Annotated in this window: 25 protein-coding genes; 3 read left to right on the forward strand and 22 right to left on the reverse strand. The window is 61.7% G+C overall.

Features of this window, described 5'->3' with window-relative positions:
• Nucleotides 1–38 precede the first annotated feature (38 nt).
• The 15 genes from phnN to phnG form a co-directional block, all read right to left on the reverse strand.
• Complete coding sequence (gene phnN / locus FHT29_RS08610) at nucleotides 39–644, reverse strand: phosphonate metabolism protein/1,5-bisphosphokinase (PRPP-forming) PhnN (RefSeq protein ID WP_052212508.1); 606 nt, start codon at nucleotides 642–644, stop codon at nucleotides 39–41.
• Nucleotides 641–1,780 (reverse strand): alpha-D-ribose 1-methylphosphonate 5-triphosphate diphosphatase, encoded by a 1,140-nt coding sequence (locus tag FHT29_RS08615; protein WP_047559888.1) that lies wholly within the window; start codon nucleotides 1,778–1,780, stop codon nucleotides 641–643. Before FHT29_RS08615 ends, phnN begins: the two co-directional genes overlap by 4 nt.
• Nucleotides 1,781–1,796: 16 nt before the next feature.
• Nucleotides 1,797–2,483 carry a DUF1045 domain-containing protein gene (locus tag FHT29_RS08620; protein ID WP_047559891.1) on the reverse strand — a complete coding sequence of 229 codons (687 nt, stop codon included), beginning with the start codon at nucleotides 2,481–2,483 and terminating at the stop codon, nucleotides 1,797–1,799.
• Between the two features lie 188 nt (nucleotides 2,484–2,671).
• Nucleotides 2,672–4,018 carry a phosphonate ABC transporter, permease protein PhnE gene (gene phnE / locus FHT29_RS08625; RefSeq protein ID WP_168599582.1) on the reverse strand — a complete coding sequence of 449 codons (1,347 nt, stop codon included), beginning with the start codon at nucleotides 4,016–4,018 and terminating at the stop codon, nucleotides 2,672–2,674.
• A gap of 7 nt (nucleotides 4,019–4,025) precedes the next feature.
• Nucleotides 4,026–5,006, reverse strand: a complete 981-nt coding sequence (gene phnE / locus FHT29_RS08630; RefSeq protein WP_168599583.1) for a phosphonate ABC transporter, permease protein PhnE — start codon at nucleotides 5,004–5,006, stop codon at nucleotides 4,026–4,028.
• Between the two features lie 64 nt (nucleotides 5,007–5,070).
• The gene (phnD, locus tag FHT29_RS08635) at nucleotides 5,071–5,976 is read right to left on the reverse strand and encodes a phosphonate ABC transporter substrate-binding protein (RefSeq protein WP_168599584.1); all 906 of its coding nucleotides are present in this window, start codon (nucleotides 5,974–5,976) and stop codon (nucleotides 5,071–5,073) included.
• Between the two features lie 92 nt (nucleotides 5,977–6,068).
• On the reverse strand, nucleotides 6,069–6,923 hold the full coding sequence (phnC, locus tag FHT29_RS08640) for a phosphonate ABC transporter ATP-binding protein (protein ID WP_047560072.1): 855 nt from the start codon (nucleotides 6,921–6,923) through the stop codon (nucleotides 6,069–6,071).
• Between the two features lie 223 nt (nucleotides 6,924–7,146).
• Entirely contained in the window at nucleotides 7,147–7,701 is a 555-nt protein-coding gene (locus FHT29_RS08645) for a pyridoxamine 5'-phosphate oxidase family protein (RefSeq protein ID WP_168599585.1), read from the reverse strand.
• A 95-nt stretch (nucleotides 7,702–7,796) separates the two neighbouring features.
• On the reverse strand, nucleotides 7,797–8,414 hold the full coding sequence (locus tag FHT29_RS08650) for a DapH/DapD/GlmU-related protein (RefSeq protein WP_037200341.1): 618 nt from the start codon (nucleotides 8,412–8,414) through the stop codon (nucleotides 7,797–7,799).
• Nucleotides 8,411–9,118, reverse strand: a complete 708-nt coding sequence (gene phnL / locus FHT29_RS08655) for a phosphonate C-P lyase system protein PhnL (RefSeq protein WP_037200342.1) — start codon at nucleotides 9,116–9,118, stop codon at nucleotides 8,411–8,413. The genes FHT29_RS08650 and phnL overlap by 4 nt, the downstream gene beginning before the upstream one ends.
• Before the next feature lie 9 nt (nucleotides 9,119–9,127).
• The gene (phnK, locus tag FHT29_RS08660; protein WP_037200343.1) at nucleotides 9,128–9,904 is read right to left on the reverse strand and encodes a phosphonate C-P lyase system protein PhnK; all 777 of its coding nucleotides are present in this window, start codon (nucleotides 9,902–9,904) and stop codon (nucleotides 9,128–9,130) included.
• Nucleotides 9,901–10,812, reverse strand: a complete 912-nt coding sequence (locus tag FHT29_RS08665; RefSeq protein ID WP_037200344.1) for an alpha-D-ribose 1-methylphosphonate 5-phosphate C-P-lyase PhnJ — start codon at nucleotides 10,810–10,812, stop codon at nucleotides 9,901–9,903. The genes phnK and FHT29_RS08665 overlap by 4 nt, the downstream gene beginning before the upstream one ends.
• On the reverse strand, nucleotides 10,809–11,918 hold the full coding sequence (locus tag FHT29_RS08670) for a carbon-phosphorus lyase complex subunit PhnI (RefSeq protein ID WP_092576004.1): 1,110 nt from the start codon (nucleotides 11,916–11,918) through the stop codon (nucleotides 10,809–10,811). The genes FHT29_RS08665 and FHT29_RS08670 overlap by 4 nt, the downstream gene beginning before the upstream one ends.
• Before the next feature lie 3 nt (nucleotides 11,919–11,921).
• Nucleotides 11,922–12,545, reverse strand: coding sequence for a phosphonate C-P lyase system protein PhnH (gene phnH / locus FHT29_RS08675; protein WP_047559910.1), 624 nt, complete (start codon nucleotides 12,543–12,545; stop codon nucleotides 11,922–11,924).
• Entirely contained in the window at nucleotides 12,545–13,021 is a 477-nt protein-coding gene (gene phnG / locus FHT29_RS08680; protein WP_047560075.1) for a phosphonate C-P lyase system protein PhnG, read from the reverse strand. The genes phnH and phnG overlap by 1 nt, the downstream gene beginning before the upstream one ends.
• Before the next feature lie 101 nt (nucleotides 13,022–13,122).
• Between phnG and phnF the strand changes: the two genes are divergently transcribed.
• Nucleotides 13,123–13,857, forward strand: coding sequence for a phosphonate metabolism transcriptional regulator PhnF (gene phnF, locus FHT29_RS08685; RefSeq protein ID WP_168599586.1), 735 nt, complete (start codon nucleotides 13,123–13,125; stop codon nucleotides 13,855–13,857).
• A 191-nt stretch (nucleotides 13,858–14,048) separates the two neighbouring features.
• Here the strand turns inward: phnF and FHT29_RS08690 are convergent, their stop codons facing one another.
• From FHT29_RS08690 to FHT29_RS08720, 7 genes are all read right to left on the reverse strand, one after another.
• Nucleotides 14,049–14,684: a 2,3-bisphosphoglycerate-dependent phosphoglycerate mutase gene (locus FHT29_RS08690; RefSeq protein WP_037200350.1), complete on the reverse strand. Its 636-nt coding sequence runs from the start codon at nucleotides 14,682–14,684 to the stop codon at nucleotides 14,049–14,051.
• Between the two features lie 122 nt (nucleotides 14,685–14,806).
• Nucleotides 14,807–15,631 carry a 4-hydroxy-tetrahydrodipicolinate reductase gene (dapB, locus tag FHT29_RS08695; RefSeq protein ID WP_047559912.1) on the reverse strand — a complete coding sequence of 275 codons (825 nt, stop codon included), beginning with the start codon at nucleotides 15,629–15,631 and terminating at the stop codon, nucleotides 14,807–14,809.
• Between the two features lie 15 nt (nucleotides 15,632–15,646).
• Nucleotides 15,647–17,440 (reverse strand): ABC transporter ATP-binding protein, encoded by a 1,794-nt coding sequence (locus FHT29_RS08700; RefSeq protein ID WP_037200353.1) that lies wholly within the window; start codon nucleotides 17,438–17,440, stop codon nucleotides 15,647–15,649.
• 208 nt (nucleotides 17,441–17,648) lie between these two features.
• Nucleotides 17,649–18,671, reverse strand: a complete 1,023-nt coding sequence (locus FHT29_RS08705; RefSeq protein ID WP_047559914.1) for a glucokinase — start codon at nucleotides 18,669–18,671, stop codon at nucleotides 17,649–17,651.
• Nucleotides 18,672–18,705: 34 nt separating this feature from the next.
• Entirely contained in the window at nucleotides 18,706–19,086 is a 381-nt protein-coding gene (locus FHT29_RS08710; protein ID WP_047559916.1) for a methylglyoxal synthase, read from the reverse strand.
• Nucleotides 19,087–19,185: 99 nt separating this feature from the next.
• Nucleotides 19,186–20,232, reverse strand: a complete 1,047-nt coding sequence (gene mepA / locus FHT29_RS08715) for a penicillin-insensitive murein endopeptidase (protein ID WP_047559919.1) — start codon at nucleotides 20,230–20,232, stop codon at nucleotides 19,186–19,188.
• Between the two features lie 145 nt (nucleotides 20,233–20,377).
• A complete protein-coding gene (locus tag FHT29_RS08720) occupies nucleotides 20,378–20,947 on the reverse strand; it encodes an isochorismatase family protein (protein WP_047559922.1) in 570 nt (189 codons plus the stop codon).
• 50 nt (nucleotides 20,948–20,997) lie between these two features.
• Here FHT29_RS08720 and FHT29_RS08725 point away from each other — a divergent pair, with 50 nt between their 5' ends.
• A complete protein-coding gene (locus tag FHT29_RS08725; protein ID WP_037200359.1) occupies nucleotides 20,998–21,618 on the forward strand; it encodes a TetR/AcrR family transcriptional regulator in 621 nt (206 codons plus the stop codon).
• A 109-nt stretch (nucleotides 21,619–21,727) separates the two neighbouring features.
• Entirely contained in the window at nucleotides 21,728–23,566 is a 1,839-nt protein-coding gene (locus FHT29_RS08730) for an extracellular solute-binding protein (RefSeq protein WP_047559924.1), read from the forward strand.
• Nucleotides 23,567–23,644 lie beyond the last annotated feature (78 nt).

Here is a 23,644-nt window from a genome sequence, read left to right on the forward strand (position 1 = left end):
TATAAGCGTTGGGATGATCCGAGCAGAACACCGAACGGTTATTTCCCAATCAGCACGTCCAGCGCGGAGATGATCGCGCGCTCGGCATCGCCAAGTGTGCCGCTATTGTCGATATCGGTCACGTCGTAGCTGCCCTCAACGGTGAGCGAACTGCGATCCAGGCGCTTCAACACATCCTCACGGCTTTCGCGCCCGCGCGCCATCAGCCGTTCCGCCAGTACCTCACGCCGCGCCGTGACGTTGATGATCTTCAGTCTTGGAAAGGCCGCCTGGAAACGATGCAGGACCGAACGGGAACCGTTGGCGATGACCAGATTGCCACGCGCCAGCTCGTCGGTGACGTCGGCGGGAATACCGTATTTCAGGCCATGCGCCTCCCAAGAGACAGCGAAAGCACCGGTCTGCTCCATGGCGTCGAAATCTGCTTCGGAAACGCTTCTGTGATCCTCGTTGCCGGCATCCCCCTCGCGGGTGATGACGCGGCGAACGAAATGAACGTCCGACCGGCCGGCGAAATGCCGGGCGGCGAGGTTCATCAGTGTATCCTTGCCAGCGCCGCTCGGGCCAACGACAACGGCCATGATACCAGCTGCGTTATCGGGCAGACGGTCATTAGCCGGCTTGATGTTGGCGTCAGCGCTCATGCGACCCGGCGTCCTTCCCGCCACACCGAACGCGTGACCGGCACGCCGTGATCGCGACGAACGCGCACGAGATCGGCGCGCAGGCCTTCGGCGATGCGTCCGCGATCGCTCAGGCTGACGGTTTTCGCTGGCGTTGCCGTCACCATGGCAATGGCCTGCGGCAGCGAAATACCTTCGACTTCATCGGCCAGGATGAACGGTGCATGCAGCAGGCTGAGCGGCACGTAATCGGAGGAAAGCACGTCCAGTACGCCGAGTTCGGCCAGGTCGCGGGCGGCGATGTTACCGGAATGCGACTTGCCGCGCACGATGTTCGGTGCGCCCATCAGCACGCTCATGCCAGCGCCATGCGACGCCTTCGCCGCATCGACGCTGGTCGGGAACTCCGCCAGGCGAACACCATAGGCAATGGCTTCGTCGACATGGGCGAGCGTAGCGTCGTCATGGCTGGCAACGGTAATGCCGCGCTCGGAGCAGACCTTGGAGATCGCGTCGCGGTTCGGTGTCGCGTATCTGGCCGATTCCTCCTGGCGCTTGGCGACGAAGCGGGCAAAGGCCTCGTCGCTCAGGCCGCGCTTCTTCTGGTAGTAGAAGATATATTGATCCATGGTCTGGAACTGGCGCTGGCCCGGCGCATGGTCCATCAGCGAGACCAGACGGACATAGTCATCCTTCTCGAAATCCTGGAAGTGATCGAGGACGTTGTCGGAGGAGACTTCGCAACGCAGGTGGATCAGGTGATCGGCGCGCAGCCGGTCCTCGCGCTGTGCCGCCTGGATGGCGTCGGCCATATCGCGCATCTCGCCCTTTTCGAAACCGCCGTCCTCGTCGGAGCCCATGCGCAGGCAGTCGAACACCGTCGTGATGCCTGAGGTGACGATCTGGGCGTCATGCGCCTGGATGGCCGCCGTCTTGTTCCAGCGCACGCCGGGGCGCGGCGAATAGTGGGCTTCCAGATGATCCGTATGCAGCTCGACCAGGCCCGGGATCAGAAAATCGCCCTCGAAATCCTCGCCGATATCGGACTTGCCTTCGGAAATGCCGGCGATGCGACCGTCGCGGATCAGCACGGAGCCCTGGACGATCTTGTCTTCAAGGACGATGCGGGCATTGGAGAGGACGGTTTCTTTGGTCATGTAAGGTCTTTCACTTTTAGGCGCCGGCAAGCGGCAGCCAGGAACGGACGGTAAAGGGTGCCCCGCGCTCTTCTTCGACGAAGATGGCGAGACCGGAAATGTCGAGCGGCTTGCCGGTATGGTCGGCAAAGCGTTCGCGCAGCACCTCGTGCATTTCAGCCTGGCGCTTGGCGGGGACGCGCCCCGTCAATGTCATATGGAAACGAAACTCGTCGTTAACATAAGGATAGCCCCAACGCAGCAGATTGGCGCGCTGCGCCTCGGTCATTCCTTCAGGGTTGCGCCGGGCGATATCATATTGCGAAAGCGGCGCGCGGAACGGCTCGAAGGTCTTGACCACCCGCGAGGCGAAATCCTGCAAGGGCTGGTAAAGCGAGCCGGGCACGAGGGCGAAGAAATGGCCGAGCTGGCCAAGAACCAGCTCGGGAATGACGAAGGCCTTCGTGCGGGCCGCGAATTCGGCGGCAACCTCAAGCAGATCGCGCTCGTTCACCGAGGCGGCGAGTTCGAAGGGCGCCTTCAATGTAGCATGGAAGCCGTAGCGGCGCGGATCGGCCGTCAGTTCGGCATGGCCTTCCGGCACCGGGCCGATGGCCTTGTCGGAAAAAATCTCGTCGGAAAAAGCATCGCGACCCAGCCAGAGGGCAGCAAGCGACGTCAACGGATCGTCTTTGGGCGGCGTGAAATAGAGAGCATAGCGCAAGGCTGTATTCCTTGGAAAAATCGGCTGCGCGCGACACTGTTGGGTGATTTGCGACAAACCGCAAGAGCGGCAAGGCAGCAACCTATCGAATCCGGCTAAACCCGGCTCGATCGATGCGATCTTGCCGCGCCTGCGCTATCGGATTCCCGTGACAAAATGATGATGCGTTTCGATTTATATCGGGCTTTTTATTTGACGCGTGTGCCCATCAGGCGCGAGCGCAGAGCGTTGGACGCGGCGTCGAACAGGAAGACCACGAGCAGGATCAACAACACCATGTAGGCGACGTTCTCCCAGTTGGCGTTGGTGCGCATCGCTTCCCAGAGCTTCAGGCCGATACCGCCCGCGCCGACGGCGCCGATGATGGTCGCGCCGCGCACGTTGGATTCCCATTGATAGAGCGTCTGGCTGACGATGACGGGGACGATCTGCGGTACGATGCCGTAGCGATGCACGAGGATCATCGACGAGCCGGTGGACTTCACGCCTTCACGCGGCTTGTTGTCGATATTCTCGAGACCTTCGGAATAGAGCTTGCCGAGCGTGCCGGTCTCCGTGAGGAAGATCGCGCCGCTGCCGGCGAGCGGGCCGGGGCCGAAGGCGCGGGTCAGGAACAGCGCCCAGATCAGCATGTCGACCGAGCGCAGGAAATCGAAGAAGCGCTTCAGCACCTGATTGAGCAGCCGGTTCGGCGTGATGTTGCGGGCGGCCAGGAATGCGAGCGGGAAGGCCGCGAGCGAACCGAGCAACGTGCCGAGGAAGGCCATGACGATCGTCTGGAAGAGCTTGGTCCAGACATCGCCATGCTGCCAGGCGCCGTTGTTCCAGATATTGTCGAAGGCCAGCGAGAGGTTGGACTGGTCCGGCTCAAGCCGCGGGCCGGAAACGATCAGGCTGATGACTTCGCTGGCCGGCTTGTCGAAGAAGGGCGAGTGCGTATCGAAGACGAAATTGGCCCAGCCGATGAAACGCTTGCGGATCTTCACGCGGTCCGTGGAAATGCTGACGTCGCCGGCAAAACCCATGTTCGCGAGGATATTATCGTCATAGACGGTCATCCAGCTGGGAACGGGTTGTGAGCCGACGATCTTCGGCATGTCGCCGGTGATATCGATCGGGATGGTCACGCCATGCGCCGTCACGATGGCCTGCGTCTTGGTGATCGTGACCATGCGGCTGGTGCCGCTGACCGAAACGGTCATGCTGCCGTCGGGCGCGGTCTTCACCCAATCCGGGTTGGGGTTGTCGCCCAGAGGCGAAAAGCGCGGATATTTGATGGTGATCTTGTCGCCGGAGATGCGGAATTCCGGCTGGACGTCATAGCTGATCCATTCGCTGAGATAGATGCCGACGCGTTCCCAATGCGCTTCCGCGATGACTTTCGGCAGGTCGAAGAACCACACCGCATAGAAGCCATAGAGGATCACGCCGATGAAGATCATCAGCGCGCCGAAGCGCTGGCGGAACGACCGGTGAAGGATCTCCGGGTAGCGCGCTTCGATTTCCTGCATACGGCCGGCGTCGATGACGGACATGGGAACCTCAATGCTGCAAAAGGAAGGCATGTTCGCCGACGAGACGGCGGCGGAGCCATGCGGAAAACTGGTCGACGGCGATGATGGTCACGAAGAGCAGCAGCACGAGCGCCACGGTCTTGGCGCCGAAGCCGCGCGAGATCGAGAGTTTCAGCTCCTCGCCGATACCGCCACCGCCGACGGCGCCGATGATGGTGGAGGCGCGAACGTTGATCTCGAGGCGCAGCAGCGCATAGGACATGAAGTTCGGCATCACTTGCGGCAGGGCGCCGAACCGGACGCGCTCCGTCCAACTCGCGCCGACGGCCCGCATGCCCTCGTCGGGCTTCATGTCGATATTCTCGGCGACTTCGTAGAACAGCTTGCCGAGCGCGCCGATCGTGTGCAGGCCGACGGCGATGATGGCGGCGATCGGCCCGATCGACAGGATCGCCGAAAACAGGCCGGCGATGACGATCTCCGGAAAGGCACGCAGGAATTCCATGACCCGCTTCGTCACCAGGCGGATGGGCTTGGAAGGCGACAGGTTGCGCGCGGCAAGGAAGCTGAGCGGCAGCGCGAAGACGAAACCGATGATGGTCGACACGAGCGCCACGTTGATCGTGATGATCATCAGCTCGAAATATTCGGGAATATAGAAATCGCCCCAGACATAGACTCGGCCAAGCGGGAAGTTGAATTCCTCGCCGCCGACGCCATTGGCGCCGTTGGGGCTCGGCAGATCGAAGAGCGCACGGTAGACATCGGCCCAGTCTTTGGGGATGAGCCAGCTCAGGAAGTCGAAGAGATGCGGTAGACGGTCGAAGAAGTGGCCGGCATTGCTTTCGTCCGCAAAGCGGACGGAACTGACGAAGGCAACAAACAGAATGAGCAGGCCGATGCCGGTATAGAGGCGGCGCCGCGCCACCATCTTGCTCCAGGCGTCGCCGATATCCCGAGCGCTCTGCGGCGCTGCTTGCATCTTCAGCTGCGTATCGGCAATCGTCATGAATTCTGCCCTTGTGATAGCAAAAGGGCGGCCGTTGCCGGCCGCCCCGTATTCAGAATGCGGATCAACCGCCGATGGCAGCCTTACGAACGTCGATAACGGCGTTGTAGAAGTCCGGGGTGACCTTGACGTAACCCTTGAAGTCGCCGCCTTCGATAGCCGAGAAGCACTTGGCGTCGGTCGTCGGGAGCTTCAGGAAGAAGTCGGTCAGCTTGGTCTTCCATGCGTCGCCGAGCGCGTTGCGGACAACGAGCGGGCCGTTCGGGATCAGCGGCGAACGCCAGACTTCGACGAGCTTGTTCGGGTCGACGGCGCCCTTGTCGACTTCCTTGCGGAACGTGCCGGAGGTGTAGCCGTCCTTGAAATCGCCGAGGCCCGAGGAGTCGTCGACGGCGACGTCGACCTTGCCGTCATAAGCGGCGAGCAGGTTGTTCTCGTGGCCGCCGTTGAACTGCGTCGAGGCGAAGAACTTGTCGTTTGGAGCGCCCGTGTCCTTCGGGATCTGCGTCAGCGGAACGAGATAGCCAGACGTCGAGTCCGGATCGGCGTAGCCGAGCTTCTTGCCCTTGGCATCCTTGATGTTCTTGATGCCGGAAGACTTGAGGGCGAGACCGATCGAGTAGTAGCCGGTCGAGCCGTCTGCCTGCTGCGTGGTCAGGATCGGGGTGACGGCCTTCGGGTCCTTGATGGCGACGGCTGCGTAGCCGGACGCACCGAGTTCGGCGAAGTCGAGCGTGCCGCCGAGCAGGCCCTGGATAACGCCGTCATAGTCGGCGGCCGGGAACAGCGATACCTTCTCGAAACCGAATTCCTTCTTCAGGTGGTCGGAGAGGCAGGCATAGTTGCGCAGGCGGTCGGCTTCGTTTTCGCCACCGAGAATGCCGACTCGGAATTCCTTGAGGTCTTGAGCGGCAGCGCCGCCAACGAGCGCGAGAAGCGCCGTGGCTGCGAGAAGGGTCTTCTTCAACATTGGGTTCGTCTCCTGATTAACCGGTGTCCCCGGATGCCTTCGGTCTAGAAAAATGTGCCCTTGACGCGGGCTCTCGATCCCGGCTGCCTCTCTCAGAGACCGGCCAGTGCCAGCGGTTGCGGGCCGGCAGATTCGCTGGCCGCGGCTTGCGCGGCCGGATCGGCGAAATTGATTGATGTCGACGTCATGGTTTCGTCGATGCCGGCGCCGTCCTTGTCGGTTCCGTAGATTTCCTTGACGGCTGCAGCCGTGAGATCAGCCGCCTTGCCGTCGAAGACGACGCGGCCGGCCGCCATGCCGATGATGCGTTCGCAATAGTTGCGGGCCGTATCCAACGTATGCAGGTTGGTGATGACGGTGATGCCTTCGCGCTCGTTGATGTCGCGCAGCGCGTCCATGACGATTTTGGCATTGAGTGGGTCGAGCGAGGCGATCGGCTCATCGGCGAGCATCATCTTCGGCTGCTGCATGAGGGCGCGGCAGATGGCCACGCGCTGCTGCTGGCCGCCGGAAAGCGTGCCGGCCATCTGCAGTGCCGTCTGCTCAATGCCGAGGCGCTCCAGCGCCGCGATGGCTTCGATGCGCTCTTCGCGGGTGAAGACGGAAAGGAGGCTCATGACGGTCGAGCGCTGATTGAGGCGGCCGAGCATGACGTTGGTGAGCACGTCGAGGCGGGGAACGAGATTGAACTGCTGGAAGATCATGGCGCAGTCGCGCTGCCAGTTGCGCAGCGCACGGCCTCTGAGCTTGGAGACCTCGACGCCGGAGAAATGGATGGAGCCGGAGCTCGGGTCGGCCAAGCGGTTGATCATGCGCAGCAGCGTCGACTTGCCGGCGCCGGAGCGGCCGATGACGCCGACCATCTGTCCCTGCGGAATGTCCAAAGTCACGGAATCGACAGCGAGCTTGTTGCCAAACCGGCGTGAGACATTCCTGAGTTCGAACATGAAGCTTCCCTTTCGCGGCTGCCCTGGATCGGCAAAATGCATTCGATCCGACGCTATGAACGGGCGCACACCCTTGCCTCGAAGTGAGTTTCAAGGGGCGCGCGCCAAGCACAAGGCAACGCATTAGTCTCGCTTCGTGAAGCTCCAATGTCAGTTTTGTGTAAGTGCTGTTACAATCGGCGGCTATTCGATATGATTAGCCGGCTGACGGATTTGGTTACTTTTAGCCGTCAAACAAACCCGTCGGCAAACCATCCATGCTAAGGGTATTCTTCTCGCGCCGGTATTCCTCAATACCATCAGGCCCCTTGGCCTTGGCCCACTGATCGAGGCTTGGTCTTTCGCCTTCATAGGAAAACAGCGGCACGCCGAAACCGCAGGACGTCTGCACGAGATCGATGTCCAGCCAAACGATCTGCCGTGCGCCCAGCGGCTCGTCTCCGGCGTAGTGGTCATGCAGCAATTCCCGGTATTCTGGCGATGCCCGATGCATGATCCTGCCGCGGCCGTAAAGACGCAGGATCATCGGTGGCCCTTCCATCGCACAGAACATGATGGTCAGTCGGCCGTCGGCCTTCATGTGGGCCGACGTTTCGTTGCCGCTGCCCGTGCGATCGAGGTAGATGGCCGTGTTCGGGGAAATGATGCGCAGGCACAGCGTTTCGCGCGGCGAAACATTGACACGGGAATTCGCGGTCGCGGATGCCGTGAAGAAGATGTGTTGCCGCGCGATGAAATCGCGCAGCCGGTCATCGATGCTGGAAAACTGCTTTGCCATGAAGAGAAGCCTCCCTTGGTCTCGGGCTGGACAGATCGCCCGAGGCTGGATCGCCTGTCGGCCCCATGCAAGCCCGATGTGGGCGGAAAGCGTCCTCAGGCGCCGTAGCGATCCAGAAATTCTTCGCCGGAAAGGGCGCGGAAGTCGGCAAGCGCCGTGCGAAGGCGATCGTGATCCCAATCCCACCAGGATAGCTTATCCATACGCGCTCCGACCTCGGCGGTGAAGCGCTCGCGGATCAGCTTGGCGGGTACGCCGCCGACGATCGCATAGGGAGCGACATCCTTGGAGACAACAGCACCCGCGCCGATAACAGCGCCGTTGCCGACCTTGACACCAGGCAGGATGGTGGCGCCATGGCCGATCCAGACATCGTTGCCGATGACGACGCGATGATCGCGCCGCCAGGTGAAGAAGTCCGTTTCCATATCGGCATCCGGCCAATAGTCGGCGGCACGGTAGGTGAAATGGTGCAGCGTTGCCCGCCATGTCGGATGATTGGTGGCATTGATGCGCACGGCAGCGGCGATGTTGACGAATTTGCCGATGGTCGTGCACCAGACGGCGCCGTCCTGCATGATGTAGGAATAGTCGCCGAGCTCGGTTTCATCGATGCGGCAGCGGTCGGACACTTCGGTATAGCGGCCGAGCGTCGATTTGCTAACGCTGGCCGAGGCACTGATGAAGGGCGTTTCGCCCAGCTTGCGGCTCATGCGGCGGCCTTTCTCGGCGAAAATTGCGAAACATCGAGGATGCGGCTGCCGACGGCTTCGCGCACCTCTTCGTCGTGGAAGATGCCGAGAAGGGCGACGCCCGCTTGTTTCTTCTGTTCGATCATGTCGACCACGACGGCTCGGTTTTTGGCGTCGAGCGAGGCTGTGGGTTCGTCGAGCAGAAGGATGGCGTGGTCGGTAATGAAGCCGCGCGCGATATTGACGCGCTGCTGCTCGCCGCCTGAGAAGGTGGCAGGCGGCAACTGCCAAAGCTCTTTCGGCAGGTTTAGCTGCGCAAGCAGGCCGGCCGCCTTTTCGCGGGCGTCAGCGGGTGCGACGCCGCGGGCCAGCAGCGGCTCGGCGACGACATCGAGGGCGGGGACGCGCGGCACCGTGCGCAGGAACTGGCTGACATAGCCCATGGTCTGCCGGCGCACCTCGAGCACGGTGCGGGGATCGGCGGTGGCGAGATCGACGATCTTGCCGTTGTGCGTAACGAGGATCTGGCCGTTGTCGACGGCATAGTTGCCATAGATCATCTTCAGCAGCGAGCTCTTGCCGATGCCGGAGGGGCCGCCGAGCACGACACATTCGCCAGAGGCGACAGAGAAGGAGACGTCGGCGACGACAGGCAGGCAGATGCCGTCGCGCAGGTGCATGATGAAGCTTTTGAAGACTTCGGAAACGACGAGTGGGGTTGCCATGATAGTTCCTCAGACCTGCAGGATCGAAGAGACGAGCAGTTGCGTATAGGGTTCACGCGGATCGTCGAGCACGCGGTCGGTCAAGCCCTGCTCGATGACGTACCCATCCTTCATCACCATCATGCGATGCGACAGAAGCCGGGCGACGGCGAGATCATGCGTGACGATGATCGCCGACAGGCCGAGATCGTTGACGAGGCCGCGGACGAGATCGAGCAGGCGTGCCTGCACCGAAACGTCGAGGCCGCCGGTCGGTTCGTCCATGAACACCAGGCGCGGCCCGGTCACCAGATTGCGGGCGATCTGCAGGCGCTGGCGCATGCCGCCGGAGAAGGCGCGCGGCTGGTCGTCGATGCGGTCGGCATCGATTTCGACCCGCTCCAGCCAGTCGATGGCCGTGTTGCGGATGTTGCCGTAGTGGCGGTTGCCGATCGCCATCAGCCGTTCGCCGACATTGGCGCCGGCCGAAACCGTCATGCGCAGGCCGTCGGCGGGGTTCTGATGCACGAAGCCCCAGTCGGTACGCATCAGGAAGCGCCGTTCGGCCTCGCTCATGCGGAACAGGTCGCGATAGGTCTCGTCGCGCATATGATATTCGACACTGCCGGTTGTCGGCAGCAGCCGCGTCGAGATGCAGTTGAGCAGCGTCGTCTTGCCGGAGCCGGATTCGCCGACGATGGCCAGCACTTCGCCGGGCCAGAGATCGAAGGACACGTCCCGGCACCCGATGCGGCTGCCGTAGAATTTCGAGATGTCCTTGACTTTCAGAAGCGGTGTGTCGCTCATTCGGCGGCCTCCTTGCTATCAGGCAATCCATCGGCTGCGAGCCCATTTGGCGCCAGCATAGGGCCAACATGGCCATGGGCGCGGCGGTCCTCGCAGAAATCGGTATCGGAGCAGACGAACATGCGCCCACCCTTGTCGTCGAGGATCACCTCGTCGAGATAGACCTGCTCGGCGCCGCAAAGGGCGCAGGGCTTGTCGAAACGCTGCACCTCGAAAGGATGGTCCTCGAAGTCGAGGCTGACGACTTCGGTATAGGGCGGCACGGCATAGATACGCTTCTCACGACCGGCGCCGAAAAGCTGCAGCGCATCCGACAGATGCATTTTCGGATTGTCGAATTTCGGCGTCGGCGACGGGTCCATCACATAGCGTCCGGCGACCTTGACCGGATAGGCATAGGTGGTGGCGATGCGGCCGTTGCGGGCGATATCCTCGTAGAGCTTCACATGCATAAGGCCGTATTCCTCGAGCGCATGCATCTTGCGCGTCTCGGTCTCGCGCGGCTCCAGATAACGCAGCGGCTCGGGGATCGGCACCTGATACACCAGCACCTGATTGGGGCCGAGCTTGGCTTCCGGGATGCGATGGCGCGTCTGGATGATGGTTGCCTCATCGGTGCGGGTGGTCACCGCGACATTGGCGACCTTCTGGAAGAAGGCGCGGATGGAGACGGCGTTTGTCGTGTCGTCAGCCCCCTGGTCGATGACCTTCAGCACGTCTTGCGGGCCGATGATGGCCGCCGTCAGCTGCACGCCGCCGGTGCCCCAGCCGTAGGGCATCGGCATTTCGCGCGAGGCGAAGGGCACCTGATAACCGGGTATGGCGATCGCTTTCAGGATGGCGCGGCGGATCATCCGCTTGGTTTGTTCGTCGAGATAGGCGAAATTATAGGTGGCGAGTTCGGTCATTCGGCTGCCTCCGTCATCGGGTCCATGCCGCTGTCACGGGCGGCTTCGAATTCGCGGCGCATGCGCCGCACCAGGTCGAGTTCGGCCTGGAAGTCGACATAGTGCGGCAGCTTCAGATGTTCGACGAAGCCGGTCGCCTGCACGTTGTCAGAGTGCGAGATAACGAATTCCTCGTCCTGTGCCGGCGCCGTGATGTCTTCGCCAAGCTCTTCGGCGCGCAGCGCCCGGTCGACGAGCGACATGGCCATGGCCTTGCGCTCGCTCTGGCCGAAGACCAGCCCGTAGCCACGGGTGAACTGCGGCGGCACCTTGGCGGAGCCCTTGAACTGGTTGACCATCTGGCATTCGGTCACCTGGATGCGGCCGAGCGACACGGCAAAGCCGAGTTCCGGCACCTCGAATTCCACTTCCACTTCGCCGATGCGGATTTCACCGGTGAAGGGATGTGTGCGGCCGTAGCCGCGCTGCGTCGAATAACCGAGCGCCAGCAGGAATCCTTCGTCGCCGCGGGCGAGCGCCTGCAGGCGCAGGTCGCGGGTCATCGGGAACTCCAGCGGCTCGCGCGTCAGGTCGCCGATTTCATGATCGACCGGCATGACGCCGTCGCCTTCGATCAGCCCTTCCTGATCGAGAATTTCGGAAACGCGCATGACGCGGCCCTCTTCGGCCGGCCGCTGCATCGGCTCGTCCACTTGCTCGTCGGTCAGAAGGCTCGGATCGAGCAGGCGGTGCGTATAGTCGAAGGTCGGGCCGAGAAGCTGGCCACCCGGCAGATCCTTGTAGGTGGCGGAGATGCGGCGCTCGATCTTCATCGCCACCGTGTCCAGCGGCTGGGAATAGCCGAAGCGCGGCAGCGTCGTGCGATAGGCGCGCAGCAGGAAGATCGCCTCGATCATGTCGCCGCGTGCCTGGCGGACGGCGAGGGCTGCCAAGGTGCGGTCATAGAGCGAGGCTTCGGCCATGACGCGATCGACGGCAAGCGCCAGCTGCGCGACGATCTGGTCGATGCCAACAGCCGGCAGCGAACGGTCGCCGCGGCGACGGTCGGCCAGTAGCCGGTGAGCATTGGCGATGGCGGCTTCGCCACCCTTTACGGCAACATACATATGTCACATCTCCGTCGCGGTGATCTTGGTGGTGCGCGGCAGGCAAAGGAATTGCCGGCCGGCCGTCAGAACGAGATCGACGCCGCGCGGGAAGAGCGCGCGATTGTCGGTCCAGATGCGCAGGAATGCATCCGGCAGGCCCCTGGGCGCGATCATATGGACGCCGTTGATGCCGGGACCCGAAAGTGCCAGATCCTTGCCGCCTTCAAGGCTTTCGACTTCCAGCACCAGCGTCGTCGAACGGTCGGGATATTCCTGGGTGCCGATGCCGAACTGGTTGAAGGAGGAAAGCGCCATGCTGGCCTCGATGAAGGCAAACATCGCTTCCAGCCGTTCCTGGATGATGGGCGCGCCGGTGTGAAAGCTCAGCCATTCCGGCAGGCTCGACCGTCCAAGGCTGGTGGAGAGCCAGACCGGCGTATCATGGTCGCAAAGCGTCAGCCCGATCGCGCCGGCAGCGATGCCAAGCGGGGCAGGCGGTGCAATATCGGCTGTCACGGTCTGCAGGATGCCCGGCCGCGCCATCGCGTCCATCGTCATCTTGAAGACGCTCTGTGCATCGAAAACCGGGTCGGTGAAGCCGCCGATCAATGCATCATTGCCGAAGGTGGAGGTAGTGAAGCTCATCAGTCTTCTCCGCGAACCATGGTGAAGAAATCGACGCGGGTAGCGGCCGTTTCCTCCGCGCGCTTGCGATCATAGTCTGCGATGCGCTCGGTGACCGGCTGCAGGATCGCCTTCTCGACGAATTCCTTGGTGGCCGACTGCTGCCAGAGGGCATCGAATATGGCCGAAAGCCGTGCCTTTTCGCGATCCGTGCCGAGTGCATGCGCATGGCCTATGGTGCCGGATGCCAGCCGGATGGTGGCGCGGGTCACCGTGACCTCGCCGAGATTGAAGGGGGAACCACCGCCGCCGATGCGGCCGCGCACCATGACGAGCCCCGTTTCCGGTCCGCGCACCGGCTGTACCGTCGGCTTGCTCGGCAATGCTTCCCAGGCTGCGTCGAGCTCGTCGCGCTGGGCCTGTGCCAGAAGATCGGCAACACGTTTGCGCTCCCGACGCTCCTGTGCGGCTGCTTCCTGCCTTTGTGCTGAATTCATCGCGCCTTCCTCTAAATGTCTATTGATATAGACAACCATACAAGATAGATTTATATCTATTAGTGAGTCGTGACAAGCGTGTGACAGGGCGAGTGGGCGAAATGGCAGGGCAGAGGATACAAAGGCAGACAGGCGTGGCGCTCTGGCGGCAGATCGCCGACCGAATACGGATGTCGATCAATCACGGCGACTTCGACGAAAGCGGCATGGTGCCGCCGGAAACGACGCTGGCGCTGCAGTTCGGGGTCAACCGGCATACCATTCGCAGCGCGCTCGCCGCGCTGGCGCAGGAAGGCATCGTCAGGGCTGTGCAGGGGCGCGGTACGCTGATCGAGCGCAAGGAGCGGCTGAGCTTCCCGATTTCGAAGCGGACACGTTTCTCGCAGGGCATCGGCGATCAGGTGCGCGAGACCCGCAGCGTCCTGCTTGCGACGAGCGACGAGGCAGCGAGCGCGGAGGTGGCCCGGCACCTCAAGATCAAGACCGGTACGCCACTCGTGCGCCTGGAAACGCTCGGTCAAGCGGATCGCCGTCCGGTATCGCGCGCCACCAGTTGGTTCCCGGCGGATCGGTTTGGCAATATCGCCGAGATCTACCGGGCGACGGGATCGATCACCAAGGCGTTTCGGGAGCTTGGCGTGCCGGACTATGTGCGCGTCATCACCGAGATTACCGCGACCCATGCCGACGAGAGCGATCTCGCCGATCTTCAACTATCTCCCGGCGCCATCGTCCTGATCACACAGGCGCTGAACACCGATCTCGACAACGTGCCGGTCCAATACTCGATCTCCCGCTTCGCCGCCGACAGGGTGCGTTTCACGATCGAGAATTGAGGTTGGGGCGCGGCCCCTCATCCGGCCTGTCGGCCACCTTCTCCCTGCCGGCGGGGAGAAGGGGAAAGACGCACCCTCCGTCGCTTCTCAACATAAGAGTCAAGAGTTTGCCGCAAGAGAGGTCGTCCCCTCTCCCCGTCAAACGGGGAGAGGGCCAGGGGCTTTTCGGAGATAGCTAGTTTAGATGACGCTCAATGCGCGCCGGACATGTCGCCAAGGACTTCCTTCGAGGCGACGGTGGAGTCGGCCTTGAGCTTGTAGACCATCGGCACGCCGGTCGCGAGGTTGAGCGCCAGGATCTGTTCCTTGCTCAATCGGTCGAGAACCATGACGAGAGAGCGCAGCGAGTTGCCATGGGCGGCGACCAGCACGTTCTTGCCGGCAAGCACGCGCGGCAGGATTTCCGTCAGATAATAGGGCCAGACGCGGGCGCCGGTGTCGCGCAGGCTTTCGCCGCCGGGCGGGGGCACGTCGTAGGAGCGGCGCCAGATGTGCACTTGTTCCTCACCCCATTTGGCGCGGGCGTCATCCTTGTTGAGGCCGGAGAGATCGCCGTAGTCGCGCTCGTTCAGTGCCTGATCCTTGATGGTCTCGAGCCCGGGCTGGCCGATTTCATCAAGGATGATCTTCAGCGTGTGCTGGGCGCGGACGAGGGCCGACGTGAAGGCGATGTCGTATTTGATGCCGTAGTCGGCGAGCGCCTTGCCGCCCGTCTTGGCTTCCTCGATGCCGAGGGCGGTCAGATCGGGATCCTTCCAGCCGGTAAAGAGATTCTTCAAATTCCAGTCGCTCTGGCCATGGCGAACGAGGACGAGAGTACCGCTCATAAAATTTCTCCTTAATGAAGCAATTCCAGGAAAAGTGTGTAGCGGTTTTCCGTCCGGAATTGCGAGACAATAAAAGGCTGGAGCGGATCGGCAGTTCCATGCCGCTCCGCTCCAGGATCAGGTCAACGTGTGGAGAGCCCGAGAACATCGAGCATGGAATAGAAGCCGGGTTTCCTGTCGCGCGCCCAGAGAGCGGCTTGCAGCGCGCCCCGGGCAAACAGCGAACGGTCGCCGGCGCTGTGGGACAGGGTCAGCCGCTCGCTCTCGCCGGCGAAGATGACCGAGTGATCGCCGACCACGCCGCCGCCGCGCAGGGTCGCAAAGCCGATCGTGCCAGCCGGACGCGGGCCGGTATGGCCATCGCGCACGCGCACGGAATTGTCATCGAGATCGATGCCGCGGCCTTTGGCCGCGGCCTGGCCGAGCAGAAGCGCGGTGCCCGAGGGCGCATCCACCTTGTGCCGGTGATGCATCTCCAGCACTTCGATATCCCAATCGGCGGAGGGAAGGGCGCGTGCCGCCTGCTCGACGAGCACGCTCAAAAGGTTGATGCCGAGGCCCATATTGCCCGATTTGACGATGCGGGCATGGCGGGCCGCCGCCTGGAATTTGGCTTCGTGTTCGGCCGTGCATCCCGTTGTGCCGATGATGTGGACGATGCGCGCCTGCGCGGCAAGCCCGGCGAAGGTGACGCTGGTTGCCGGCGTCGTGAAATCGATGACGCCTTCGGCATGCAGAAAGGCGGAAAGCGGATCGTCGGTGACGGGAACGCCGATCGGCCCCAACCCGGCAATCTCGCCGGCATCCTTGCCGATGAAAACGGAGCCGGGACGCGCGACGGCGGCATGCAAGGTCAGGCCCTCGGTGGCGTGGATGAGGCGGATCAGAGCCTGCCCCATGCGGCCCGCCGCGCCAACCACCACCAGCTTCATCGCATCGTCGCTCATGTCGTCTCTATCGTCTTATTTGCGGGAGTTGCCGGAAACGGCCGGCCGCTGAAGGTTGTTGAGGCGAGCGTAAAGGCCATTGTCGGCCTCCGCAAGCGTCTCGTGGTTGCCCTCTTCGACGACACGCCCATTCTGCATGACGATGATCTTCTCGGCTCGAACGACGGTCGACAGGCGGTGAGCGATGACGACGACCGTGCGGCCGCTCATGGCTTCGTCCAGCGCCTTCTGCACGGCCGCTTCCGATTCCGTGTCGAGCGCGGAGGTCGCCTCGTCGAGCAGGAGGATCGGCGCGTTGCGCACCAGCGCGCGGGCGATCGACAGGCGCTGCCGCTGGCCGCCGGAAAGCGTCACGCCGTTTTCGCCGACGGGCGTGTCGTAGCCCTGCGACTGCGCCATGATGAAATCATGGGCGTAAGCGAGGCGGGCTGCCTCTTCGATCTCCGCGTCGGTCGCGTCAGGGCGGCCATAACGGATGTTGTCGCGGATCGAGCCTTCGAAGAGATAGGGCTGCTGCGAGACGTAGGCGAGATGCTGGCGTAGCGACTGCTTGGTGATATGGCTGATATCCTGCCCGTCGATGAAGATGCTACCGGCCTTCGGGTCGTAGAAGCGCGGAATGAGATTGATGACGGTGGACTTGCCGGCGCCGGAAGGGCCGACGAGCGCCGTCGTCTGTCCGCCTTCGGCAACGAAGCTCACGTCGTCCAGAACAGTATCGTCGCCATAGGCGAAATGGACGCCGCGAAATTCGATGCGGGCCTCGGTGACAACCAGCGCCTTGGCTTCGGGCAGATCGCGCTGGCGCGGCTCCATGTCGAGCAGTTCGTAGATCATCCGTGCATTGACGACCGCGCGTTCAAGCTGCGTCTGCAATTTCGCGAGGCGGCGGGCCGGATCATAAGCCAAAAGCAGTGACACGATGAAGGAAAACACTGCGCCTGGCGGCACATTTTCATAAATCGAACGGTAGGCGGCATAGGCAAAAACACCGGCGACGGCAAAGCCGGCAACCGTTTCGATCAGCGGGCCGTTACGCTCGGAAATGCGAACAATACGGTTTTGCCGATTCTCTGCTGCCGTAATCAGCTTGTTGATCTTGCGGTCGAGTTCGGGCTCCATCGTGAAGGCTTTGACGATGGAAATGCCTTGAATGGTTTCCTGCATCGCGCCGAGCACGCGGCTGTTGAGAACGACCGCCTCGCGCGTGACGGCGCGCAGGCGCCTGGAGATGTGGCGCAAGGCCAGAAAGACAGGTGGGGCAATAACGAAAAAGATAAGGCTGAGCAATGGGTCCTGATAGACCATGTTGCCGAGCAGAAAGACGAATGACAGAAAGTCGCGCGCCGTAGACGTGATGACGAGGTTCATCACATCGCGGATGCCGGAAACGTTCTGGCTGACCCGCGCGGCAATCTGAGCCGAGCGCGCTTCACTGAAAAAACCGACCGACAGCGTCATCAGATGCGCATAGAGGCGCCGTTGATAGCGAGCAATGATGTCATTGCCGATCTTGGACAGAATGACCGATTGAAAATAGCCGGCAAAACCACGCGCTATAAAAGCCGCAAATATGGCAAGACAAATCAGCCACATGACTTCGGCGCGGCGCTCGTAGAAGGCTCCGTTGACGATCGGCCTCATCACGAAGGCCATCATTGCTGTGGATGCTGCGACGACAACGAGGCAAAAGATTGCGACCGAATAGCCCCAGACATGATCACGGCCGTTTTCAGCTATAACGCGCTTCAGGACAACGGTAATGGCTTCGCTGTCGATATCGGTCTTTTTCGTGTTGGGCGACTTCAAAAATCGGTTTCCTGTCTCAAACCAAGTGAGCCGCGCACGGCACATGCTGCCGCGGCTCTATAAAGAGTTAGGACGGCTTTGGCTAGGGATGGCCTGCGGCACTGGTTAAGGCCGATCTCGGAGCCGACCTTATTATAGAGGAAGGCGGCTTCTTCAAAAAGGCATAACGCGCCGGTAGTTTCGATGCGCCATCGGCTGTTGGAAGCGATCAAGGCCGCCAGCGGCGGCCGTCGGTCGCAAGCCCGAAGCTCGACGGCTTGCGGGCGTAGGCCGCAAGGCCGGAAAGCGCAGCCAGCGGATTGACGACGACATAGGTCGGGATCGTCTTCATCATTTCGGTATGCGGCGCCTTGTCTTCAAAGGCCGCGCGGAATTCCGGCTTCTGCAGCGCCGGTAGGATCTTTTGCGAGATGCCGCCGGAAAGATAGACGCCGCCGCGCGCCATGAAGATCATGGCGATATCGCCGGCAAGGCGACCGAGATAGGTGACGAAGAGTGTCAGCGTCTCCTCGGCCTGCGCATTGGTGCCGGCAAGCGCATGGGTGGTGATATCGGCCGGCTCCTTCAGGCTCGGCTCGACGCCGTCGACCTTGCAGATGGCATGATAGAGGTTCTGCAGCCCGCGACCGCAAATGACCTGCTCGGCCGAGATGCGACCTTCAATGGCTTCCAGATGCGGCCAGATCTGCAGGTCTCGTTCCGTGCGCGGCCCAAGATCGATATGGCCGCCTTCGCCCGGCACCGGTATCCACTGATGCTGGGTGTGGATCAGGCCGGCGACGCCAAGCCCGGTGCCCGGTCCGAGAACGGCGCGCGAGGCGGCCACGCTGTCCCCTGTCTCACCGATGGTTTCGCGATGCTCGTCGGCAACGTCGGCGATTGCCAGCGCCTGCGCCTCGAAGTCATTGATGACCAGCACGTCCTCGATGCCGAGATTGGCGATCATGGTCTTCGGGCGGATCACCCAGTCGCAATTGGTCAGCGGAATTTCATCGCCCTGCACGGGGCCGGCCATGGCAAGGATCGCGGCGCGGGGCTGGACCTTGCTCTTTTCGAGGATCAGCTTGATCGCATCGTCGATCGTCTCGAAATTCGCCGTCTGCACGACAGGAAAATGCTCCTGTTCGGAATTCGCATCGGCAAGGATCGAGAAACGCGCATTGGTTCCGCCGATATCGCCGATGAGAATCGGAAAAGGCAGGGGGGCATCGCTGTGATTGAGCTCGGGCATGGCCAGGTCCGTGGTCTGCCGCCGGCAAGGCGGATTAATGGTTCAGTGTTTTGATCAGCCGCTCGGCGGTGGATTCGTTGAGCGCCATCGGAATGTCGTAGACAACGGCAAGCCGCGTCAATGCCTTCACGTCGACATCGTGCGGCAGCGGGGTGAGGGGGTCGATGAAGAAGACGAGCATGTCGATCTCGCCGGTGGCGATCAGCGCACCGATCTGCTGGTCGCCGCCAAGCGGCCCGCTTTTCAGGCGGGTGACCTTGAGATCAGGGCAGGCGTCGAGCACGCGGCTGCCGGTCGTGCCGGTCGCGACGATATGCCAATCGGCAAGGGCGGGTTGGTTACGCCGCGCAAACTCCGCCATCGCATCCTTTTTCTGATCGTGCGCGATCAGCGCGATGCTTTTGCCGCCGGCCATAAAACTCTTGCTCCACCCAGTACTTTCAATCGATTTATTCGCCTTCTATACCAAGGGGAGGCGTTTTGAAAGGCCGCTCCGGCAAGGACCATCCGAGCCTCACTGCTGCGGGATCTGGCCGGGCGGCGTGTTGCCGGAGATCGGCATCGTCTCCGTTTCCGCGGACGCGCCGATACCGGTGGCGCCATAGGTGGCAGCACGAACGGAAGCGACCGGCGGCGCGGCCACCACGGCCTGGCAGGCCCTGGGCAGATCCGAAACCATGATCTCGCGGGGCTTTGCCGGCGGCTTCGTGTCGGGCTTCGGCTTTGCCCACGGTTCGGGGCCAAGCCACCAGGCGAGCGTCTTGTCGCAGCCGTCGCCGGCCGCAACAGGCGCCTGCGGCGTGCAGCCGACCGAGCCGGCCGGGCAGCGGATACGGATATGGAAATGCGAGTCATGTCCATATTCCGGGCGCAGCTTGCCGAGATTGCTGCGGTCGCCGGTCCATGTATCGCACATCTTTTTCTTGATGGCCGGATTGACGAAGATGCGCTCAACCTCCGGGTAGCTGGCCGCGCGCATCAGCAGGCGGGCATGCGCCGGCGTCCAGACCCTGTCGTTGATGGTCAGGAACTTGTCCTTCGCCAGCATCGAGGTGAAGGGCAGGGTCTCGCGCTCCGCGACCGTCAGCTTGCGCGGAGGCATGGGCGTCAGCCAGACATCGGCATCGAGGCCGATCTGGTGCGAGGCATGGCCGTTGAACATCGGGCCGCCGCGCGGCTGCGAGATGTCGCCGACAAGCAGGCCCGGCCAGCCGTCATGCTTTGCCGCATCGCGTGACAGGCGCTCGAGAAGGCCGATCATGTCAGGCCGGCCCCAGCGACGGTTGCGCGACAGGCGCATGGCCTGCCAGGTCGGCCCGTCGGTGGGCAGCGCCACGGCACCGGCAAGGCAGCCCTTGGCATAAAAGCCGATCGATTGCGTCGGTCCCTGCGTCGGCAGCGTCACAGCCCCGAAGATCGCCTTGGCACTGCCGGGCGTCGGCCCCGCCTGCTGCGCCAGCGCATCGCCGGCAATGAGACCCGTGCTGATCGTGGCGATGAGGGAAAATTTGCCGATAGTTTGGCCGATAGTTTGGAAAGTGCGAACCAGGAGCGAAACCATGCATATCCTTGAAAGGCGGTCGGCGTCAGCCGAGGTGATTTGCGGCGAGATTACCTTGAAAAGGAAGCGAGGGTAATCCACGTTCAATCGCCGCTGGCTGATGAGCGACCGCCCGCCGCCCGCTTAGACCGTCACCTCCGACGGATCAATTTGCAAGAATTTCTTCCGTCTTGCGAATGCGCGACAGTCGCGGCAATACCTTCGTGCAGGCGAAATCCTGCATTTCCTGGGAAAAAGTCGTCACCGCGTCCTCAGCGACGATGACGGCATAATTTGCCGCATGGGCATCGCGCACCGTCGATTCGACGCCGAAATTGGTGGCGACACCGGTCAGGATCAGCGTTTTGATGCCGCGGCGACGAAGCTGCAGATCGAGTTCGGTGCCGTAGAAGGCGCTCCATTGGCGTTTGACGATCGCGACATCCGGCGTCAGCGCGGCGATTTCGATGGGTGCCGCCAGGGCGGCCGGCGACAAGCCTCCGGCGGGAAGGGCGAAGGTTTCGTCGGTGGGCTGATTGACAGCGTCGGTATAGTCCGAGGAAAATCCAACCGTTACAAAAACGGTGGTTCCGCCATCGGCCTTCAGTTTGTTCGCGATCGCAACTGTATTCGCAACGATCTGTTGAGCGGAATAGGGGGCAAGCGGCAGGCTGAGAACGAGGCCTTGCAGGTCGATGGAAACAAGCGCGGTGGTCCGGGGGTCGTAAAGAGGCATTTGGGGCTCCGAGAGAAACGTGAGGGTATCCTCACAATGGAAATATGAGGATGACCTCACAAAAATCAAGTGAAGAATTGAAGACGCGCACCCCGAAGCGACAGCGCGGCCATGATCGTGTCGTCGTCCTGCTGGAAGCGGCCGCAAGGGTCTTTGCGCGGAAGGGTTATGAAGCCGCAACGATGACTGAGATCGCGGCCGAGGCGCAATCCTCCATCGGTTCGCTCTATCAATTCTTTCCGACCAAGCCTTTGCTTGCGGAGGCGCTGCATATCGATCGCCTGGAGCGGCTGAAGGCGGGTCTTCAGAACCTGGCGGAACGCAGTTCCGGCCTCTCCGCGGCCGATAGCGGCGAAGCGATCTTCGATGCGCTTGGCGCATTTATCGAAGAATTTCCGGAATTTCCTGTGCTTGCCGCGCGCCGCGATATCCCTAAAGACCGGAAGATGCGCTCGCGTGCGGAATTGAAAGAGTTGATCGCCGCCGTCTTGCGGCGAGCGGAGCCGTCGATATCGGACGATATCACGCTGATGTCGGGTATCGTCCTCGAACTGTTGCGCATCGCCGCGGCCGTCGCCAACGAACCCGACGCCAAAGAGGACCAACGCGTCGTCAGCGAATTGCGCCTGATGCTGCGCCGGCGTCTCGAAGAAGCCACCTCCAAAACCTGATTTCGAGAGCTGCCAAACGATTGCGGAGGGAAGAGGTGAGCAATTGCGTCCTGTTTTTTGCCCTCATTTGGCTTATGCTGATTCTAGGAAAAGCATCAGGAGATGATGAATGGCATTGACGCGGTTGAAAGCAGGCTTGGTTGTTTCTCTCATGTGCCTGCTGGCCCTGCCAGCGTCCTCGAAAGCCGAAGAGCCGCAATTCCGCATCGGCACGGCCATTCTCGGCGATCTCAAATACCAGCCCGGTTTCAAGCATTTCGATTACGTCAATCCGGATGCGCCGAAGGGCGGCGAGGTGAAGCTGTCGAGCAGCGGCACGTTCGACACCTTCAATCCTGTCCTGTCGAAGGGCAATATCGCCGAGGGGACAGAGCTGATCTATGATACGTTGCTGAAGAAAGCCGATGACGAGGCCAATTCTTCCTATGGTTTGCTTGCCGAGGGCGTCTCTTATCCGGATGACGTTTCGAGCGCCACGTTTCGGCTGCGCGCCGAAGCGAAGTGGCCCGACGGCACGCCGGTAACGCCCGAGGATGTGATCTTCAGTTTTGAGAAAACCAAAGAACTCAATCTGATGGTCACAAGCTACTACGCCCATGTCGTGGGCGCCGAGAAAACCGGTGAGCGCGACGTTACCTTCCGTTTTAATGAGAAGGGCAACCGCGAACTTCCCTCGATCCTGGGCCAACTGACCATCCTGCCGAAACACTGGTGGGAAGCAAATGGCCCCGATGGCAAGCCGCGCGATATCTCGCGCACCACGCTCGAGCCCGTCATGGGGTCGGGTCCCTATAAGATTGCTTCCTTCCAGCCTGGCTCTTCGATCCGCTACGAACTGCGCGACGATTATTGGGGCAAGAACCTGCCGGTCAATATCGGCACGAACAACTTCGGCGCGATAAATTATGTCTATTTTTCTGACTACGACGTCGCGTTCGAGGCGTTTCGTAGCGGCGTCATCGATTACTGGCAGGACAATTCCACAAGCCATTGGGTGACCGGCTACGATTTTCCAGCTGCCAAGGACGGCCGCATCAAGCGGGAGGAACTACCCAACACGCTGCGCTCGGTCGGCATCATGCAGGCGCTCGTTCCCAATATGCGACGCGCGCAATTCAAGGACGAGCGTGTCCGCGAGGCGCTGAACTACGTTTACGATTTCGAGGAACTCAACCGAACCCTTTCCTTCGGGAAGTTGACGCGTGTCGACAGCTTCTTTTTCGGTACGAAATTCGCCTCCTCCGGTCTCCCGCAAGGCGAGGAGCTCAATGTTCTGAACAGCGTCAAGGACAAGGTGCCCGCCGATGTCTTTACCGTGCCCTATGCCAATCCCGTCGGCGGCGACCCGCAAAAGGCGCGCGATAATTTTCGCAAGGCTATTGGTTTGTTCAAGGACGCGGGCTGGATTCTCAAGGGCAATAAAATGGTGAACGCGCAGAGCGGCCAACCGTTTTCGCTGGAACTCTTGCTGAACAATCCTTCGCTGGAAAGATCGGTGCTGCCTTATGTACAGAACCTGAAGCGCATCGGCATCGATGCCAGCGTCAGGACGGTCGATCCCTCGCAGTACATCAACCGCATCCGCAGCTTCGACTATGATATGATCTGGGTCGTCTGGGCGGAGACGCTGAACCCCGGCAACGAGCAGGCCGAATACTGGGGCTCCGCCTCCGCCGCCCGCCAGGGATCGCGCAACTACGCCGGAATAGCCGACCCGGGCGTCGACGACCTCATCCGGAAAGTGATCCTCGCGAAGGACGTGGCGGAGAAGGAAGCGACGACCAAGGCACTCGATCGCGTGCTGCTCGCCCACCACTATGTTTTGCCCACTTTCTACGGGACGACGACCAGGATCGCCTATTGGGACAAGTTCGAACATCTTCCGGAACTTCCTTACTACTCCATCGGCTTCCCGGACGTATGGTGGTCGAAAAACGCCGGAAAGTGAGGCTCTCTTGCAATAGGGGGCTTGCTGCCTCCAAATGCTAAGGCTGATTCGCAAGTTTCAAGCTGAAATGACTGCGCC

It is taken from the genome of Rhizobium sp. SG741 (assembly GCF_012275435.1).
GTDB lineage: Bacteria > Pseudomonadota > Alphaproteobacteria > Rhizobiales > Rhizobiaceae > Rhizobium > Rhizobium lusitanum.

What these genes read in the sequence shown, in the direction of transcription:
- phnG (WP_047560075.1), bottom strand. Translation starts at nt 13,021, where the DNA reads ATGAATTCAGCACAAAGGCAGGAAGCAGCCGCACAGGAGCGTCGGGAG.
- phnK (WP_037200343.1), bottom strand. Translation starts at nt 9,904, where the DNA reads ATGAGCGACACACCGCTTCTGAAAGTCAAGGACATCTCGAAATTCTAC.
- dapB (WP_047559912.1), bottom strand. Translation starts at nt 15,631, where the DNA reads ATGAGCGACGATGCGATGAAGCTGGTGGTGGTTGGCGCGGCGGGCCGC.
- phnN (WP_052212508.1), bottom strand. Translation starts at nt 644, where the DNA reads ATGAGCGCTGACGCCAACATCAAGCCGGCTAATGACCGTCTGCCCGAT.
- FHT29_RS08725 (WP_037200359.1), top strand. Translation starts at nt 20,998, where the DNA reads ATGACCTCACAAAAATCAAGTGAAGAATTGAAGACGCGCACCCCGAAG.
- FHT29_RS08720 (WP_047559922.1), bottom strand. Translation starts at nt 20,947, where the DNA reads ATGCCTCTTTACGACCCCCGGACCACCGCGCTTGTTTCCATCGACCTG.
- FHT29_RS08645 (WP_168599585.1), bottom strand. Translation starts at nt 7,701, where the DNA reads ATGGCAAAGCAGTTTTCCAGCATCGATGACCGGCTGCGCGATTTCATC.
- mepA (WP_047559919.1), bottom strand. Translation starts at nt 20,232, where the DNA reads ATGGTTTCGCTCCTGGTTCGCACTTTCCAAACTATCGGCCAAACTATC.
- FHT29_RS08730 (WP_047559924.1), top strand. Translation starts at nt 21,728, where the DNA reads ATGGCATTGACGCGGTTGAAAGCAGGCTTGGTTGTTTCTCTCATGTGC.
- FHT29_RS08665 (WP_037200344.1), bottom strand. Translation starts at nt 10,812, where the DNA reads ATGACCGAACTCGCCACCTATAATTTCGCCTATCTCGACGAACAAACC.
- phnC (WP_047560072.1), bottom strand. Translation starts at nt 6,923, where the DNA reads ATGTTCGAACTCAGGAATGTCTCACGCCGGTTTGGCAACAAGCTCGCT.
- phnH (WP_047559910.1), bottom strand. Translation starts at nt 12,545, where the DNA reads ATGAGCTTCACTACCTCCACCTTCGGCAATGATGCATTGATCGGCGGC.
- phnF (WP_168599586.1), top strand. Translation starts at nt 13,123, where the DNA reads ATGGCAGGGCAGAGGATACAAAGGCAGACAGGCGTGGCGCTCTGGCGG.
- FHT29_RS08710 (WP_047559916.1), bottom strand. Translation starts at nt 19,086, where the DNA reads ATGGCCGGCGGCAAAAGCATCGCGCTGATCGCGCACGATCAGAAAAAG.
- FHT29_RS08670 (WP_092576004.1), bottom strand. Translation starts at nt 11,918, where the DNA reads ATGTATGTTGCCGTAAAGGGTGGCGAAGCCGCCATCGCCAATGCTCAC.
- phnE (WP_168599583.1), bottom strand. Translation starts at nt 5,006, where the DNA reads ATGACGATTGCCGATACGCAGCTGAAGATGCAAGCAGCGCCGCAGAGC.
- FHT29_RS08705 (WP_047559914.1), bottom strand. Translation starts at nt 18,671, where the DNA reads ATGCCCGAGCTCAATCACAGCGATGCCCCCCTGCCTTTTCCGATTCTC.
- FHT29_RS08690 (WP_037200350.1), bottom strand. Translation starts at nt 14,684, where the DNA reads ATGAGCGGTACTCTCGTCCTCGTTCGCCATGGCCAGAGCGACTGGAAT.
- phnE (WP_168599582.1), bottom strand. Translation starts at nt 4,018, where the DNA reads ATGTCCGTCATCGACGCCGGCCGTATGCAGGAAATCGAAGCGCGCTAC.
- phnL (WP_037200342.1), bottom strand. Translation starts at nt 9,118, where the DNA reads ATGGCAACCCCACTCGTCGTTTCCGAAGTCTTCAAAAGCTTCATCATG.
- phnD (WP_168599584.1), bottom strand. Translation starts at nt 5,976, where the DNA reads ATGTTGAAGAAGACCCTTCTCGCAGCCACGGCGCTTCTCGCGCTCGTT.
- FHT29_RS08615 (WP_047559888.1), bottom strand. Translation starts at nt 1,780, where the DNA reads ATGACCAAAGAAACCGTCCTCTCCAATGCCCGCATCGTCCTTGAAGAC.
- FHT29_RS08650 (WP_037200341.1), bottom strand. Translation starts at nt 8,414, where the DNA reads ATGAGCCGCAAGCTGGGCGAAACGCCCTTCATCAGTGCCTCGGCCAGC.